Source organism: Pseudomonas frigoris, assembly GCF_047758635.1.
Taxonomy (GTDB): domain Bacteria; phylum Pseudomonadota; class Gammaproteobacteria; order Pseudomonadales; family Pseudomonadaceae; genus Aquipseudomonas; species Aquipseudomonas frigoris.
The window spans coordinates 4,022,567-4,038,582 of sequence record NZ_CP180479.1 but is presented as its reverse complement, the minus strand read 5'-3'; the positions used below and the strand labels follow the sequence as shown (position 1 = coordinate 4,038,582).

Genomic DNA, 16,016 nt, shown 5'->3' with positions numbered 1-16,016 from the left:
TCGCAGCCTTCGGCAGCTCCAGGTGTACGCCGATACTTTGTAGGAGCTGCCGCAGGCTGCGATCTTTTGATCTTAAACGCTGTCGAGCGTGCGCCGCACCTTGTTCAGCAGTTCATTGATCTGGAACGGCTTGATCAGCATCTCCATGCCATCGCCGAGGAACACCTGACGGTTGATTGCGGTTTCGGCGTAACCGGTCATGAACAGGATCGGCAGTTTTTCGCGCCAGCCCCGTGCCACATCGGCCAGCTCGCGGCCGCTCATGCGCGGTAGTCCGACGTCCGTCAGCAGCAGGTCGATAGACTCATCGTTTTGCAGGCGATCGAGGGCACCTTCGATGTCGCCCACCTGCGTGCAACGGTAACCGGCATCCACCAACACTTCGGCCACAAACATGCGCACCGACGGCGTGTCCTCGACGATCAATACATGTTCGCCGGCACCCTGAAGATCGACGGTGGCTGACTCGGCTTCGCAGGCGGTGGGGTCAGAGCTGGCCGGCAGCATGATGGTGACTTCGGTGCCGCGCTGGGCGACGCTGCGGATGTGTGCATCGCCACCCGATTGCCGGGCGAAACCGTAGAGGGTCGACAACCCCAGCCCCGTGCCCTGGCCCAGAGACTTGGTGGTGAAAAACGGGTCGAACACCTTGTCGATCACGCTGTGTTCGATACCGGTGCCGTCATCGCGCACAGACAACGCGACATACGCACCATCGGCCAGATTGGGATCGCCATGGGAATAGGCGGCATAGGTGCTGACCCAAATGTTGCCGCCTTGGGGCAAGGCATCGCGAGCGTTGATCACCAGATTGAGCATCGCGCTTTCAAGCTGAATGGGGTCGACCAGGGCGATGGCGGCTTTAGAGGTCAATTCGAGTTTCAAGGTAATGCGCTCGCCGATGGTGCGCACCAGCAATTCTTCAAGGGAACGCACGTGCTCGTTGATGTCCACGGGCCGGGTATCGAGTGGCTGTTGGCGCGCGAAGGCAAGCAGGCGATGGGTCAGGGACGCGGCACTCATGGCCGAGTTCAAGGCGGCTTCGGCGTAAAACTGAACCTTGTCGGTGCGTGAGGCGGCGATACGTTTCTGAATCAATTCCAGGCTGGTGATGATGCCGGTCAGCAAGTTATTGAAGTCGTGGGCGATGCCCCCGGTCAGCTTGCCCAGTGCATCCATTTTCTGCACTTGCAGCAGCTGAGCTTCGGTTCGCGCTCGCTCGGCGACTTCTTTGGCCAACTGGGTGGTGGCGTCGTCAAGCCGGGCCAGGTGCGAGCGTTCGCGGTGCCGGTGTTCAGTGACATCCTCGACAAACACCAGGCTCAGTTCCGGTGTGCGGTACGGCGAAATCTGCCACTCGGTTTCGCGAGCCTCGCCGTGGACCCGCATGCTCAGCGTGCCTTTCCAACGTTCGCCATAGGCCAGACGCAGACGCAGTTCCTCGATGACGACGTCCTGATCCTCGGCAAAGCACTCGCGCAGGGTGTCCGGGTTGAGGTTGTCCTGAATCAGCTGCGCGAAGGCATGGTTGCATTCATGCACCTTCAACTCGGCATCCAGCACCGCGATGGGCGCCGAGACATTGACAAAGATTTCCCGAAACCGCGCCTCGCTTTCGCGCAGGGCATTTTCGGTTTCACGCACCCGCAGCAAGGTGCGCAAGGTCGCGAGCAGCACATCCGGGTCCGCCGGGTGGATCAGGTAGGCATCGGCACCCGCGTCCAGGCCAGTAATGATGTCGCCGGTCTGGATCGAGGCTGCCGAGACGTGAATCACCGGGAGCAGGGCCGTGGCGGGTTCGGCGCGCAGTTTGCGCACGATGTCGAAGCCGCTCATGTCCGGCAGATTGACGTCGAGGATCAGCGCGTCGATCGCCACGCTGTCGATCAGCTCCAGGCCCTCGGTGCCGGTGCCGGCTTCGAGCACTTCATAGCCGTGACGCTCCAGGCGACGGCGCAGGGCGTCCCGCGTGGCGATGTTGTCGTCGACGATCAGCAAACGGATGTCACGCTTCATCGACGGGCTCCATGGCGATAGCCAGCGGGGTTCAGCTTTGCAGGTTCCAACGGGGCTGGAGGCCGTCGCTGTACATGATCAATAAGTGTCCGTTCACTTGAGCATAGTCAAAGGATTGCGCCTTTCGATATTGGCCGCCGCCGATGCCGGGGTGGGAGGCCAGGCCGCGGGATTTGTCGGGCGTAATAGGCAGGCCCCGGCGCACATGGACTCCAGTAGGAGCTGCCGAAGGCTGCGATCTTTTGATTTTGATTCGGCCTTGCGATGGAACCCTGTCCCCCGGGCGGCTTCGAATCTTCAAGGCCCGACTGTTTCAGCCGCGCACATGCAGTGATGAACGAGGTACTTATGCAAGATGACAGTGATCTTGAGGAAGAGGCGAAAACCGCCGAACCGGAAAGCGCAGACAAAGCGGTCGACCAGAAGCAACTCCACACCGATAACGACAATGAGTTCAGCCCGGGTTTCAAGCCGAATCCCGACCGGCCCAAACCCGGGGATGACACCGATGCTGACATCGACACCGATGGCGGCTAGGCAGGCATTGAAAACGGCCGCATCAAACGGTGCGGCCTTTTTGTGGGAGGGTTATTTGTCCGGATGAGCAGCCTGGAGTTTTTTCGCCATATCCAGATGCTTCTCCAGCGCCGGCAGCATTTTTTGCGCGAAACCTTTCAGGTCCGTGGCGCCTTTGGTTTTGTCGTCTGTCACCGTATTGGCTTCTTTCTTGAATAGCTCGACGGTGTCTTCGTGAGCCTTCACCTGATTGTTGGCGTACGCCGTATCGAAAGATTCATCACGCATGTCGAGGATTTTCTCTTTCGCCTGCTTGACCAGCGTGGTGTTGTCCGGCACCTCGATGTCATTTTTTTTCGCCAGCGCCGCCAGTTCATCGTTGGCCTTGGAATGGTCGGTGATCATCATGTTGGCGAATTTCTTGATGTCCGCCGATGAACTTTTTTCCAGGGCCAATCGGCTCGTTTCGACTTCCGCGATATTGCTCGCGGCCGCGCCGTCGACGAAGTCATTGGAAGTGGCAGCGAAAGCCGTGCCCATGCTGGTACTCAAGGCAATGGCAAACGTGAGGTGGCGCAGGGTAAATCCGTCCATTGGTTATTCTCCACACAGGTTTTCATGGGCGATCGAGTGATCGTTAATCTGTGGAGGCTGACGAGTGGGCAAAGGTTTTATTGCGTTTGCGGCAGGGCGACGAACGGGCACCGCTGGTCTGATAGGCGGTCGACAGAACCCGCTAACCAAGGCCATTCTGATAGTTGGTGAACGCCATTGATCGCGTTTGCCTCCGATCAACAAACGGAGGTGTTCCATGCCGGTGCCACACGACCTTTATCAGGATCTCAAACTTTCAAAGGAAGATATCCAGCAAAAACGCACCAAGGATCCGTTACTGGATTCATTGATCAACAAGTATTCACAGGCGGACGCCGAGGTCGTAAAGGCTGAAACCGCCCAATCGGATGCGCCCAGCGATGACGCACTGAAGAAACTCAAGGAGAAGCGCGTGCAGGTTAAGCAAAAGATCGTTGATCGGCTCCAGACGCCGTCCTGACGCGCCCTTTCTGGTCACCGACGATCGGTGACCAGAAAAAGTGGAACGGCGATAAATACCGGCACCTCGAATGTTCAGGGTCCGAATTTACGGCTCCATGCGAGGTGCCACATGACCGAACCACTCATCCCCGGTAAAGAAAAGTTCCCCAGCGAAGAGCAGGGTGGCTACGATCCCATCCCGACACATCCCGAGCCTTTGAGTCCGGGACGCACCACCGTCAATCCCGAAGACGAGCCGGGCATCGACGAACTGCCCGACAGTGAAGGCGCGCGCCCGCTGGACGAGGATGAAACCACCGCCATGGACCCGGAAAGGGTGCTTGAGGAAACGGATAATGCGGTGCGCGATGGTGAGGTGGATCCCCGCTAAACCAAGATCAAAAGATCGCAGCCTTCGGCAGCTCCTACATTGATTCCGCGTACACCTGTAGGAGCTGCCGCAGGCTGCGATCTTTTGATTTTTACTGCAGCGCAGTACTCAACGGCATTCGCGCCATGTTTTTCGCCTTCAACGACCCGAAATACAACCAATCCCCATACTCGCGAACGGTCGTGATCGGCGAGTAGTTGTCGCGGCTACCGTCCTGCAAGTTGGCGATCACTTTACCGTCCAGATCCAGGCCCAGCGCGAAGGCGCGTTTCTCCACCGGTTTAGGCAGGACAGTCATGGCCCGCACGATCATCTTGCGCACGAAGGGATGCGGCGCGGTGGCATCGAGTAGTGCGTTGCGCGGTGCATAAAGCGCCACCCAGAAACGGTCGCGACCATTGAACGCGAGGTTGTCCGGGAACCCTGGCAGGTTGTCGATGAATAGATCACGGGTGCCGGCTTTCGGCCCGCTCAACCAGTAACGACTGATGCGATAGGCGCCCGTTTCGTTGACCAACACAAAGGCATCGTCCGGTCCCAGCGTCACGCCGTTGGCGAATTCCAGCTTATCCAACAGGACCGCGGTCTTGCCGGTCTGGAAGTCATAACGCAGCAAGCGGCCATCGCCGCCGTGCTCGATGATCGCTTCGCCGTCACTGCCGTAGCCAAAGCGACTGGAGGCATCACTGAAATAGGCGTAGTGCCCGGATTTGTCGATCGCCACGTCGTCGGTGAAACCGAAGGGCACGCCGTTGGCCGCCGTGGTCAATGGAATCAATCGGCCCTGGGCATCCAGTGACAGCAAGCCCTTGACCCCGTCGGCAATCACCAGCAGACCGTTGGGATGACGGGCCAGGCCCAAGGGTCTGCCGCCTGTATCGGCCAGAACCTTGGTGACCTTGCCGTCGAGGCTGGTACGGATCAATCGGCCGTCATTCAAACCCGTGATGAGGACGTCTCCCTCCAGCAGCAACGCTTCCGGTCCATCGATATCAGCGGCGCCGACGCGCTCCACACCTTTGAGGCGCTGATTGTCGGCGTAGATGCCGCTGGTGAGGGAGGGCACCGGTGGCGGTGTCCAGGCCACCGGTTGAACCTTGGTCGGCATCAGCAGCAGAAAGGCGCCGATGGCGACGATCACCAGCAACAGCACATGGCGAAACTTGACGGTTCGACTCACGCGATGACTCCTGCCGGGGCCAACTGTTTTTGCGCCATCTCGCGCAATGCCAACATCGAAGCTGCCGACTCACGATCGATGCGGCGCTTGAGCAGCAGTCGATTGGCAATGCGCATCGCCAGGCCGCTGAACTGGTACTCCAGAGTGCGCACAAAGCGTGTGCCGTGGCTCAGGGCCTCACACTCGTAAGTCACTACTAAAGACAACCCGTGATCGTCATGGGCCCAGGCACTCCAGCGACGTCCAGGCAGGTATTCTTTAACCTCCCAGTGCAAGTGTCCCTCACGCCCCCCCGCCTTGATGTCTTCCTCGAACCGCCCCCCGGCATGCAGCGGACCGCCCTGGCCATCGACCTTGAGGGACGACGGATGCCACTCCGGCCAACGGGTCACGGTGCTGGCGTAGGCGAGCACGTCAATCGGGTCTCCAGCAATATCGATCTGATGCTGCATGCGGGTCATGGTCTTTCTCGTCGGGTGCAGGTCCGTCGGCTCCGGTTCCCAATAGAGGGTGCCGAACAAGTAGTCCATCAGCGGAAAAACAATATTGAAATTGCGTTCCTGCATCAGCTCACGACGGTGATGCAGTTCATGCAGGCGGCGCATCTGGCGGATCCACGGCAAGCGTGTGAAGGGGTTCTCCGGTGGCAGGTGCTCGCAGGCATGGAACACTTCATAGGTCAGGTAACCAAGGACCAGACAGCCGCCGAACAACCCGGCGACGTTGGCATCGAACTGCTCAAGCAGCCACCAGACGGGCAGGGTGATGACGACCGTGTGCAGCACGATCAGCCAGGCTGGAAACAGAATCACCCGCCAGTCCCGGGCACTGTCGTAGGTCATGTGGGCAGGGGCGAAAAAGCTGTGATGGTCGCCGGCATGGCGTGCGTAGAACATTCGCGCGAAGTTTTTTTTATGATGCCCCAAGTGCCGATGGACCATGTACACGCCGAAGTTGAAGAACAACAACGTCAACGGCATCGCCAGCCATTCCAGTGGCTGAACCTGGTGCACGGTGCTCCAGAATCCGCCGATGGCCAGCAACCCGAACAGCAGCACAAAAGCGCCGTGCAGCCATGGGTTGTAGAGCGGATGAATAGCAGCGCGGTAGCGGGCGCGGAATGCTTCGGTGGTCTGCCTCACTGCAATCACCTGTAGTTATTGTTATCTCCAGCAGATTAGACGATCCCGGCGTTTCAGGCGGGCCGAACCGTGAGGTCACAAATGCCATGGGCCGGTGCAAACCGGATTCAGGTCAGCGGGTTCCAGCGTTGCGACCAGTCATCGTCGGAGTTGATCACTTCGCGTAGCAGGTCGAAGGCTTGTTGCAGGGTCGCCGAGTCGCGGTCGCGGGAGTAAACCAGATAAGTCGGGTAGCTGAATTCCGGGGCTTTGGGCACTTGCTCCAGCACACCGCTTTGCAGATAACTCTGGACCACCCGGGTGCGGAAGTAGCCGCTGCCTCCGTTTTCCAGAATGTACTGCAAACCCAGTGGGCCGAGGTTGAAGCTCAGCGCGGCTTTGGCTTTTTCGGGCAGGGCCGCATCGTGTTGACGGCGGAAGTCCGGGCCCCAGTCGATGTACACGTAGGGATCGGGTCTTGCGGCTAGACGGATGAGGACCAGTTTTTCTTCCAGCACCTGTTCGACTTGCAGGCGTGGCCAATACTCGGGCTGGTAAACCAGCGCCGCATCCAGAACCCCCAGTTCCAGTTGGCGCAGCAGGTTTTCACCGTCACGAATTTCCATGCGCAGGGCGTGGCTGGGGATCTTCTCGCGCAGCGCGCCGGCCCAGCTGAGCATCAGCGGGTTGCACAGACTGACTTCGCCACCGATGTGCAACACGTCGCGGTAACCCTCGGGCAACGGCAAGTCCCGTCGCGCCGCTTCCCAGGTTTCGACCAGTTGATTGGCGTAGACCACGAAGGCTTCACCGTTAGGTGTCAGGCGCGCACCGGCGCGGTTGCGCACGAACAACGTACTGCCTAGCTGGCTTTCGAGTTTCTGTACGCGCGCAGTGATCGCGGTCTGGGTGACGTGGAGTTTTTCGGCGGCTGCGGCAAGGCTGCCGTGGCGGACGATTTCCAGAAAGGTGCGGGCGAGATCGATGTCCATGGGGCGGCCGGTGCGGGAAGTGCAGGCATTGTAAACGGATACCGCCGGATCAGTTCATGTACCAGCTGGCGAAGCCTGCGTTCGGCTGCGTAGCAGCCGTAAAGTCGGCACATGCGGTGTGTCAGGAAGACCGTGCAGCAGGATTCACGACTGCTGCGTCCGAACGCGGCACGAGCCGAACGCAGCCTTCGGCAGCTGCTACCCGGATCGAGGAGCTGCCGCAGGCTGCGGTCTTTTAGCGGCTCATTTCAAAACGCAAAACACGAACAACCAAAGGCCCCCCAGAAACCGGCGAAATCACTGACAGGTGCCGAGGACAGCCGCGCCCGTTCATGGCGATGGGCATGCACCGCGCAAGCCCCGACACATTGATGAACCTGCGCGGTCAGCGGCGCCAGGGGTTTCCAATGACCCGGTACTTTGGCGACTGGCGACCATTCAGGCACCACGGGGACTGGAGGCGGCCCGAGTTTTTCAAACTCGACGCTGCCGTGGACGATCTTGCCGTCGACGATGGTCAGTACCGATTCGATCCATTTGACCGCTTCATCCTCGATGTGGAAGTAGTCCGCCGACAGCGCAATCAGGTCCGCCAGTTGCCCGACCTTGATCTGGCCTTTTTTGCCTTGCTCGGAGGAAAACCAGGCGCTGCCGTGGGTGAAGAGTTCCAGCGCGGTATCGCGGCTCAAACCTTGCGGGTACAGCGCCAGACCACCGACGGTACGGCCGCTGATCAGCCAGTACAGCGAAGTCCAGGGGTTGTAGCTGGAGACGCGCGTGGCATCGGTGCCAGCGCCGACTGGAATGCCTTCGGCCAGCATACGAGCGATGGGCGGCGTGGCTTCGGCAGCCTTGGCGCCGTAACGGTCGACGAAGTATTCGCCCTGGAATGCCATGCGGTCCTGGATCGCGATGCCGCCACCCAAGGCTTTGACCCGTTCGATGTTCTGCGGGGTGATGGTTTCGGCGTGGTCGAAAAACCACGGCAAACCGTCGAACGGAATGTCGCGATTGACCTTCTCGAATACGTCGAGCATGCGGCTGATGGATTCGTTGTACGTGGCGTGCAATCGGAACGGCCAGCGCTGCTCAACCAGATGGCGGACCACCGGTTCCAGTTCCTGCTCCATGGTTTGCGGCAGGTCGGGGCGGGGCTCGAGGAAGTCTTCGAAGTCGGCCGCCGAGAACACCAGCATTTCCCCGGCACCGTTGTGCCGTAGAAAATCGTCGCCCTGACCGTAGTGGGAGGTGCTGGTCCAGTTTTTGAAGTCGGTCAGTTCTTCCTTGGGTTTTTGCGTGAACAGGTTGTAGGCAATGCGCACCGTGAGCTGTTGGTCCTTGGCCAATTGCTGGATGACTTGATAGTCGTCTGGATAATTTTGATAACCGCCGCCGGCGTCGATGGCGCTGGTGACACCCAGGCGATTGAGTTCGCGCATGAATTGGCGGGTGGAGTTGACCTGGTATTCCAGCGGCAGTTTCGGTCCCTTGGCCAGGGTTGAGTAGAGAATCATCGCGTTGGGGCGGGCGATCAGCATGCCCGTCGGGTCGCCATTGGCATCGCGCTGGATTTCGCCACCCGGCGGGTTCGGTGTGTCACGCGTATAACCGACCACTTTCAATGCCGCGCGGTTGAGCAGGGCACGGTCATAGAGGTGCAGGACGAACACCGGGGTATCCGGCGCGGCCTTGTTCAGTTCATCAATCGTCGGCAGGCGTTTTTCGGCGAACTGGAATTCGTTCCAGCCACCGACCACTCGCACCCATTGCGGCGTGGGTGTGCGGTCTGCCTGATCCTTGAGCATGCGTAGCGCGTCGACCAGTGAAGGGACGCCTTCCCAGCGCAGTTCGAGGTTGTAGTTGAGGCCACCACGGATCAGGTGCAGGTGCGAGTCGTTGAGACCGGGAATCACCGTGCGACCGTGCAGGTCGATAATTTGGCTGCCGGGACCTTGCAGGGCCATGGCCTGGGCATCGCTGCCGACCACCACAAAGCGTCCGTCCTTGATCGCGACGGCGCTGGCCTGAGGTTTTTTGCGATCGACGGTGTGCAGGCGTCCGTTGTACAAGATGAGGTCGGCGGGGGTGTCGGGCATGGTTTTACTCCCTGCGATTAGCGGGCTGATCCAGGCACCGACGGCGCCTGCCGAAAGGCCTTGCAGTACACGTCGGCGGTTAAATCCGTCGTGGTCGTCAGGTGGGCTCATGGGCAGTGCTCCGCGCAAAGTATCTTCATAAAAAAGCGAGGGCAAACAGCCGATGTCTGACGCATGCGGCCAGAAGGAATATAGACGGCAAATCCACAGGTAGCCGTTTTCCAATGGCGAAAAACGACGAATCCCGCCACGAGGGCGGGATTCGTTTGCAGCCAGGCGTGCCCCCGAAGGTCGGGAGCGGCGCGCTTAGGCCGGGAACAGCTCGGACAGTTTCATGGCCAGCATCATGTCGCCTTCGGCGCGCAGTTTGCCGCCCATGAAGGCTTGCATGCCGTCAGTTTCGCCGCTGACGATGCCTTCCAGGGTTTCGCCGTCCATGACCAGAGTCACCTGGGCGTCCGGGTTTTCGCCTTCCTGGAGCTCGCAGGTGCTGTCCTTGACGATCAGCGAGAAGTTCTTGGTGTCGTCGATGCGGAAACCGAATACCAGGTCCAGACCGGCAGCAGCGGCTGGGTTGAACTTGGCTTTCATTGCTTGTACGGCATCAGCTACGGAGGTCATGGTTCGATCCTTTCTTGGGTAATTAGAGCTGGGTGAATACAGCCAGGGTCACAATAGTCCGGACTCAGCGAAACGTGATGAGTTCCGGGGTCTTCAACAGTTGCAGGTGCGCATGACTGTTGAAAGAAGACAGAGCCACCTCGCGACCGCGAAACTTCAGCAGGTTGAGCGAGGTGTTGACGATTTGCCAGTTCAGTTCAAACGCCTGCCTGGCAGGCATTTGCGTAATGAGGTGGAGCAGGGCCGTGATAGTGCCGCCGGAGGTGAACACGGCGATTTTCTGGGTGTTGTCGGCGCTTTCGAGGATTCGCTGCAGACCGGCCTGCACCCGTTCGACAAACCCCAGCCAGCTTTCCAGGCCCGGTGTGTCATAGGTGCCGGCGAGCCAGCGTTCGATAATCAGGGCGAAGATGCGCTGGAACTCGCCGCGATTTTGCGCGGCATTGCGCAGGATGTGCAGCGCTTCGGGTTCGTCCGGTAACATGGCCGGCAGCAGCGCGCGGATCACCGCGTCGGCGTCGAACTCATTGAAAGCGGAATCGATTTCCAGGACGGGAACCGGCAAGCCTGCCGCAGCGAACTGTTCCAGTGCGCTGTTGGCCGTGTGCTGCTGGCGGCGCAGATCGCCCGAGAGGCAGCGATCGAAGCTGATGCCCAGCTCGGCGAGGTGCTGGCCGAGGACTTCTGCCTGGCGAATACCGGTCGGCGACAGGACGTCATAGTCGTCTGCACCAAAGGAGGCCTGGCCATGTCGAATCAAATAGATACTGCCCACGTCCGCGTCATCCCGGTACGTTGAAGGTTCGGCGAGGTTATGAGGATGAGGGTGAGCTGTCAATGAAAAAACATACGCTTGTTTGAAATGCCCGTTACAGGGCTGTTGCCAGAGGTTTCACGGCTGGTCGCCGGGGCGGCGCATGGGTATGCTGGAGGTATCCCGCGCGCATTTTTGCAGCGCATCGTATTAAAGGAGTCCCTGTGGAGTTTTTTGCGGAGTACGCAGTTTTTCTGGCTAAGACCGTGACACTGGTGATCGCCATTCTGGTGGTCCTGGCCAGTTTCGCGGCGTTGCGCAGCAAAGGTCGACGCAAGTCGGTCGGCCAGTTGCAAGTCAGCAAACTCAATGATTTCTACAAAGGGCTGCGCGAACGCCTGGAGCAAACTTTGCTCGACAAGGACCAGCTCAAGGCCTTGCGCAAGGTCGAAGCTAAAACCGAGAAAAAGCAAAAGAAGAAAACCGAGGCCAAGCCACGGGTGTTCGTGCTGGATTTCGACGGCGACATCAAGGCCTCGGCCACTGAAAGCCTGCGCCATGAAATCACCGCGCTGCTGACCCTCGCCACGCCCAAGGATGAAGTGGTGCTGCGTCTGGAAAGCGGCGGTGGCATGGTTCACAGCTACGGCCTGGCGTCCTCGCAACTGGCGCGTATCCGTGATGCCGGTGTGCCGTTGACCGTGTGCATCGACAAGGTCGCGGCCAGCGGCGGCTACATGATGGCGTGCATCGGCGAGAAGATCATCAGCGCGCCGTTCGCGATCCTCGGCTCGATCGGTGTCGTGGCGCAGCTGCCTAACGTCAACCGCCTGCTGAAAAAACACGACATCGACTTCGAAGTGCTGACCGCGGGCGAGTACAAGCGCACCCTGACGGTGTTTGGCGAAAACACCGAGAAGGGCCGTGAGAAGTTCCAGGAAGACCTGGACATCACTCACCAGTTGTTCAAGAACTTCGTTTCCCGCTATCGCCCACAATTGGCCATCGACGAAGTGGCCACCGGTGAAATCTGGCTCGGCATCGCGGCGCTGGATAAACAACTGGTGGACGAGCTGAAAACCAGCGATGAATACCTCGCCGAACGTGCCAAGAAGTCCGAGCTGTACCACTTGCACTACGCCGAACGTAAAAGCCTGCAGGAACGCATCGGCATGGCGGCCAGCGGCTCGGTCGATCGTGTGCTGCTGAGCTGGTGGAGCCGGTTGACCCAGCAACGCTTCTGGTAAGCACCGTCGTGTAATCGTTTACGCCGGACACAAAAAAGCCCTGAACCGGATTTCCGATTCAGGGCTTTTTGTTTTACGCGTACTTAGCGGCGACGGAACAGCGGCAGCGGTTCGTCGGTAGCAGCTTGATAGGTCACCGAGAAGTCCTTGAGACCTTCCAGGGCTTCATAGGGGTCTTTATCGGCGCGAATCGCAAAGGCGTCGAAACCGCAGCGGTGCAGGTAGAACAGCTGGTCGCGCAGCACATCGCCGATTGCCCGCAGTTCACCTTTGAACCCGTAACGGTCACGCAGCAGGCGGGCGTTGGAGTAGTTGCGGCCATCAGTGAAGGCTGGGAAATTCAGGGCGATCACCTGGAAATTTTCCACGTCGTCACCGATTTCTTCCGCTTCTTCATCGGCATCCAGCCATACGCCCAGGCCGCCATCGCGGGCCTTGAGCATGCGGCTGTGTTCGCGCCACAGTTGCAACGGGACGATCAGGTCGTCGCAGTTGCTGATCTCGTCGATGTTGAAGTCCTTGGGCAGCAAGTGCCAGGTTTCGTCGACGACTTCGTTGTTCTTAATTATTCGCTGCATAGACGCGCTCCTTGAAGAGGTCGATGCCAATACGCTGATAGGTGTCGATGAAACGCTCGTCTTCGGTACGTTGTTCGATGTACACGTCGATCAGCTTTTCAATCACATCAGGCATGGCTTCCTGGGCGAAGGATGGGCCGAGGATCTTGCCCAGGCTCGCATCGCGACTGGCGCTGCCACCGAGGGACACCTGATAGAACTCTTCGCCTTTCTTGTCCACCCCGAGGATGCCGATGTGGCCGACGTGGTGGTGACCACAGGCGTTCATGCAGCCGGAGATGTTCAGGTCCAGTTCGCCGATATCGAACAGGTAATCCAGGTCTTCGAAGCGACGCTGGATCGACTCGGCGATCGGGATCGACTTGGCGTTGGCCAGGGAGCAGAAGTCGCCGCCCGGGCAGCAGATGATGTCGGTCAGCAAGCCGATGTTCGGCGTGGCGAAACCCTGTTCGCGCAACTCGCCCCACATCGCGAACAGTTGAGTCTGCTCAACGTCGGCCAGAATGATGTTCTGCTCGTGGGAGGTGCGCAACTGACCGAAGCTGTAACGGTCGGCGAGGTCGGCAACGGCGTCGAGCTGCTTGTCGGTGATGTCGCCCGGTGCAACGCCGGTCGGCTTCAGGGACAGGGTCACGGCTACATAACCGGGCTTCTTGTGAGCCAGGGTATTGCGGGTGCGCCAGCGCGCGAAGCCCGGGTGTTCTTTATCGAGTTCGGCCAACGCCAGGGTCTGGTTGTCCAGAGCCTTGTACTCGGGGTCGACGAAGTGTTTGGCCACACGATGCACTTCGGCTTCGGTCAGCGTGGTCTGGCCACCGCGAAGGTGTTCCATTTCCGCATCGACTTTTTGCGCGAAGACTTCAGGGGTCAAAGCCTTGACCAGAATCTTGATCCGCGCCTTGTACTTGTTGTCACGACGGCCGTAGCGGTTGTAGACCCGCAGGATGGCGTCGAGGTAGCTCAACAGGTCTTGCCACGGCAGGAATTCATTGATGAACGCGCCCACCACCGGGGTACGGCCGAGACCACCACCCACCAGCACACGGAAGCCCAGCTCGCCAGCAGCGTTGTGCACCGGCTCAAGGCCGATGTCATGGACTTCGATGGCCGCACGGTCGGAAGTCGAACCGTTGATGGCGATCTTGAACTTGCGCGGCAAGTAAGCGAATTCAGGGTGGAACGTGGTCCATTGGCGGACGATCTCGCACCACGGGCGCGGATCGATCAGCTCGTCGGCAGCGACACCGGCGAACTGGTCAGTGGTGACGTTGCGCAAGCAGTTGCCGCTGGTCTGGATAGCGTGCATTTGCACGGTCGCCAGCTCTGCAAGGATGTCCGGGATGTCTTCCAGCGCCGGCCAGTTGAACTGTACGTTCTGCCGGGTGCTGATGTGGGCATAGCCCTTGTCGAAGTCACGGGCAATCCTGGCCATCATTCGCGTCTGGCGCGAAGTCAGTTGGCCGTAAGGCACCGCCACCCGCAACATCGGCGCGAAGCGCTGGATATAAAGGCCATTTTGCAGGCGCAGAGGGCGGAATTCTTCTTCGCTCAGCTCGCCTGCCAGATAGCGTCGGGTCTGATCACGGAACTGCTTGACGCGGTCCTCGATGATCCGCTGATCGTACTCGTCGTATACGTACATATAAGTCCTGTTCTCAGGCTTGGGCCGGTCGGATCCAGTTGCGTTTTTCGCTAGCTGAAGTCTCCGATACTGCCTCGGCAATTCTGCGCGCACGGCCGCGCACTCCCAACGGAGCCGGGGCAAGATACCAGTTTGCAGTTATGCGCAAAAGTGATGTTTGAGTATATGTAAAGAACCAAAACGACTAATGAAGGCCAATGAGGTAAAACCCACATTTGTGGTGCGGGCAATCATCGTCTTAACTGTGCTCGAGTCTTTATGCAATCACCGATAAAACCGACAAGAGGCGATGCAATGAGCAACCCTACCAAAACGTCAAAACCCGATAGCACGGTCGATGCTTGGGCCATTCTGTTCCTGATCATCCTGGTCGTGAGCACAGCGGTATTTTGGGTCAGCCATCAATAACCGACCCCGTCCGGGCCCCATTCCGACGATTGTCGGACAATAACCCGAATAAACGCCGTTTTCCGGGACTTCGCTGGCTATAATGCGCGGCGAATTGCCGGGGGGCTCGGACGATCAATGTTGAAGTTTTTCTACTCATTCCTGCTGATGTGCGGCGCGGTTTATGGACCCGGTGTGCGCGCGGAATCGGTGTTGTTCCTGAATCCCGGAGCCACTCAGGAAGCCTTCTGGGTCAGTTACTCGCAATTCATGCAGGCGGCAGCCACGGATCTGGGCATTGATCTGCGAATTCTCTATTCCCGGCGCATGCCGGAGCTCACGCTGGCGCAAGCCCGTCAGGCGCTGCAAGGCCCCGAGCGTCCGGACTATCTGGTTTTCGTCAACGAACAGTACGTCGCCCCACAGATCATTCGCCTGGCCCAGGGCAGCGGGGTGAAGCTGTTTATGGTCAACGCGTCCCTGACGGCCAATCAAATGAGCCTGCTGGGTGAGCGCCCTGAGCGCTTGGGCAGCCTGGTGCCCAACGACGAGGAGGGTGGCTACCTGATGCTCAAGGAACTGATTCGCCAGCATCCGCCCGCGGCGCCCGGTCAGGTCATCGAGTTGCTGGCGTTTTCCGGCCTGAAGATCACCCCTTCGGCGCAACTGCGCGAGCAAGGCATGATGCGGGCCTTGGCCGAACACCCGGAAGTGCACTTGCGCCAACTGGTTTACAGTGGCTGGACCCGGGAACGGGCGTATGAACAGGCCAAACTGCTGTTCAAGCGTTACCCGAAGGTCTCGCTGGTGTGGTCAGCCAATGACGAAATGGCGTTTGGCGCCATGCAGGCGTACTCGGAGGCGGGTGGGCTACCCGGCAAGGATGCGTTGTTCAGTGCGGTCAACACCTCGCCGGCGGCGTTGCAGGCGACGGTCGACGGACGCATCAGCGTGCTGTTGGGCGGGCACTTCACATTGGGCGGCTGGGCGCTGGTGGAGTTACATGATCTTGAGCAGGGCGTGGATCTCACCCATTACGGCGGCCGAGACCGGCGAATCCCGTTGTTGCAACTGATCGACAAGGCCCAGGCCAAGCGATTGCTGGCCATGGGAGAATCACCGGATTACGGCGTGAACTTCCGCCGTCTTTCAGCCAAGGGCCGGCCGACGTCGTATCGCTATCCGTTCAACCTGCAAACCTTGATGCGCTAAACCCCGGCCAGGTGCACCACCAGTTGCACGATGCCATACAGCGTCAATGCGAACACCGCGGTGAACAAAATCCCCAGAATCACGAAATGACTGGGCTTGCCGTGAGTGAAGTCCCGCGCCCGGTTCTTCCCGCTCTGCACCCCGAACGCTGCCGCTATGACGCTGTGCAGCATCTGCCAGAAAGTGGGCGGCTTGTTGTCGCCTGGATCGTCCATAAACCCCTAGTCT

At 59.4% G+C, this 16,016-nt stretch carries 16 protein-coding genes and 1 pseudogene; 5 read left to right on the top strand and 12 right to left on the bottom strand.

Going from position 1 to position 16,016, the window contains the following annotated elements:
* Positions 1 to 72: 72 nt before the first annotated feature.
* Both ACMXYH_RS18440 and ACMXYH_RS18435 read right to left on the bottom strand, forming a co-directional pair.
* Positions 73 to 2,016 carry a response regulator gene (locus ACMXYH_RS18440; protein ID WP_415764407.1) on the bottom strand — a complete coding sequence of 648 codons (1,944 nt, stop codon included), beginning with the start codon at positions 2,014 to 2,016 and terminating at the stop codon, positions 73 to 75.
* Between the two features lie 37 nt (positions 2,017 to 2,053).
* Positions 2,054 to 2,203: pseudogene (locus ACMXYH_RS18435) on the bottom strand (ATP-binding protein); the annotation flags it as partial.
* Positions 2,204 to 2,364: 161 nt separating this feature from the next.
* Here ACMXYH_RS18435 and ACMXYH_RS18430 point away from each other — a divergent pair.
* Positions 2,365 to 2,553, top strand: a complete 189-nt coding sequence (locus ACMXYH_RS18430) for a hypothetical protein (protein ID WP_129443610.1) — start codon at positions 2,365 to 2,367, stop codon at positions 2,551 to 2,553.
* Positions 2,554 to 2,604: 51 nt separating this feature from the next.
* Here the strand turns inward: ACMXYH_RS18430 and ACMXYH_RS18425 are convergent, their stop codons facing one another.
* Positions 2,605 to 3,126 carry a DUF4142 domain-containing protein gene (locus ACMXYH_RS18425; protein WP_415764406.1) on the bottom strand — a complete coding sequence of 174 codons (522 nt, stop codon included), beginning with the start codon at positions 3,124 to 3,126 and terminating at the stop codon, positions 2,605 to 2,607.
* Between the two features lie 217 nt (positions 3,127 to 3,343).
* Between ACMXYH_RS18425 and ACMXYH_RS18420 the strand changes: the two genes are divergently transcribed.
* Complete coding sequence (locus ACMXYH_RS18420; RefSeq protein WP_348124847.1) at positions 3,344 to 3,586, top strand: hypothetical protein; 243 nt, start codon at positions 3,344 to 3,346, stop codon at positions 3,584 to 3,586.
* A 111-nt stretch (positions 3,587 to 3,697) separates the two neighbouring features.
* Positions 3,698 to 3,958 carry a hypothetical protein gene (locus tag ACMXYH_RS18415; RefSeq protein WP_415764405.1) on the top strand — a complete coding sequence of 87 codons (261 nt, stop codon included), beginning with the start codon at positions 3,698 to 3,700 and terminating at the stop codon, positions 3,956 to 3,958.
* Between the two features lie 91 nt (positions 3,959 to 4,049).
* Here the strand turns inward: ACMXYH_RS18415 and ACMXYH_RS18410 are convergent, their stop codons facing one another.
* From ACMXYH_RS18410 to ACMXYH_RS18385, 6 genes are all read right to left on the bottom strand, one after another.
* Positions 4,050 to 5,138, bottom strand: coding sequence for an SMP-30/gluconolactonase/LRE family protein (locus tag ACMXYH_RS18410; RefSeq protein ID WP_415764404.1), 1,089 nt, complete (start codon positions 5,136 to 5,138; stop codon positions 4,050 to 4,052).
* Positions 5,135 to 6,280, bottom strand: a complete 1,146-nt coding sequence (locus tag ACMXYH_RS18405) for an SRPBCC family protein (protein WP_415764403.1) — start codon at positions 6,278 to 6,280, stop codon at positions 5,135 to 5,137. Before ACMXYH_RS18405 ends, ACMXYH_RS18410 begins: the two co-directional genes overlap by 4 nt.
* Before the next feature lie 107 nt (positions 6,281 to 6,387).
* Positions 6,388 to 7,251: a LysR family transcriptional regulator gene (locus ACMXYH_RS18400; RefSeq protein ID WP_134418225.1), complete on the bottom strand. Its 864-nt coding sequence runs from the start codon at positions 7,249 to 7,251 to the stop codon at positions 6,388 to 6,390.
* 248 nt (positions 7,252 to 7,499) lie between these two features.
* Positions 7,500 to 9,347 carry an amidohydrolase gene (locus tag ACMXYH_RS18395; RefSeq protein WP_415767722.1) on the bottom strand — a complete coding sequence of 616 codons (1,848 nt, stop codon included), beginning with the start codon at positions 9,345 to 9,347 and terminating at the stop codon, positions 7,500 to 7,502.
* A 306-nt stretch (positions 9,348 to 9,653) separates the two neighbouring features.
* The gene (locus ACMXYH_RS18390) at positions 9,654 to 9,968 is read right to left on the bottom strand and encodes an SCP2 sterol-binding domain-containing protein (RefSeq protein WP_008154977.1); all 315 of its coding nucleotides are present in this window, start codon (positions 9,966 to 9,968) and stop codon (positions 9,654 to 9,656) included.
* Between the two features lie 64 nt (positions 9,969 to 10,032).
* The gene (locus tag ACMXYH_RS18385; RefSeq protein ID WP_150655639.1) at positions 10,033 to 10,743 is read right to left on the bottom strand and encodes a histidine phosphatase family protein; all 711 of its coding nucleotides are present in this window, start codon (positions 10,741 to 10,743) and stop codon (positions 10,033 to 10,035) included.
* 203 nt (positions 10,744 to 10,946) lie between these two features.
* Between ACMXYH_RS18385 and sohB the strand changes: the two genes are divergently transcribed.
* Positions 10,947 to 11,969 carry a protease SohB gene (sohB, locus tag ACMXYH_RS18380; RefSeq protein WP_129443624.1) on the top strand — a complete coding sequence of 341 codons (1,023 nt, stop codon included), beginning with the start codon at positions 10,947 to 10,949 and terminating at the stop codon, positions 11,967 to 11,969.
* Between the two features lie 83 nt (positions 11,970 to 12,052).
* On the opposite strand, the gene ACMXYH_RS18375 is transcribed toward sohB, so the two are convergent.
* Positions 12,053 to 12,547 carry a DUF934 domain-containing protein gene (locus tag ACMXYH_RS18375; protein ID WP_038982933.1) on the bottom strand — a complete coding sequence of 165 codons (495 nt, stop codon included), beginning with the start codon at positions 12,545 to 12,547 and terminating at the stop codon, positions 12,053 to 12,055.
* Positions 12,531 to 14,189: a nitrite/sulfite reductase gene (locus ACMXYH_RS18370; RefSeq protein WP_347805507.1), complete on the bottom strand. Its 1,659-nt coding sequence runs from the start codon at positions 14,187 to 14,189 to the stop codon at positions 12,531 to 12,533. Before ACMXYH_RS18370 ends, ACMXYH_RS18375 begins: the two co-directional genes overlap by 17 nt.
* A 525-nt stretch (positions 14,190 to 14,714) precedes the next feature.
* Here ACMXYH_RS18370 and ACMXYH_RS18365 point away from each other — a divergent pair.
* On the top strand, positions 14,715 to 15,788 hold the full coding sequence (locus ACMXYH_RS18365; RefSeq protein WP_129443630.1) for an ABC transporter substrate-binding protein: 1,074 nt from the start codon (positions 14,715 to 14,717) through the stop codon (positions 15,786 to 15,788).
* Here the strand turns inward: ACMXYH_RS18365 and ACMXYH_RS18360 are convergent.
* Positions 15,785 to 16,003, bottom strand: coding sequence for a DUF2970 domain-containing protein (locus ACMXYH_RS18360; RefSeq protein WP_129443632.1), 219 nt, complete (start codon positions 16,001 to 16,003; stop codon positions 15,785 to 15,787). The genes ACMXYH_RS18365 and ACMXYH_RS18360 overlap by 4 nt on opposite strands.
* Positions 16,004 to 16,016: the final 13 nt, after the last annotated feature.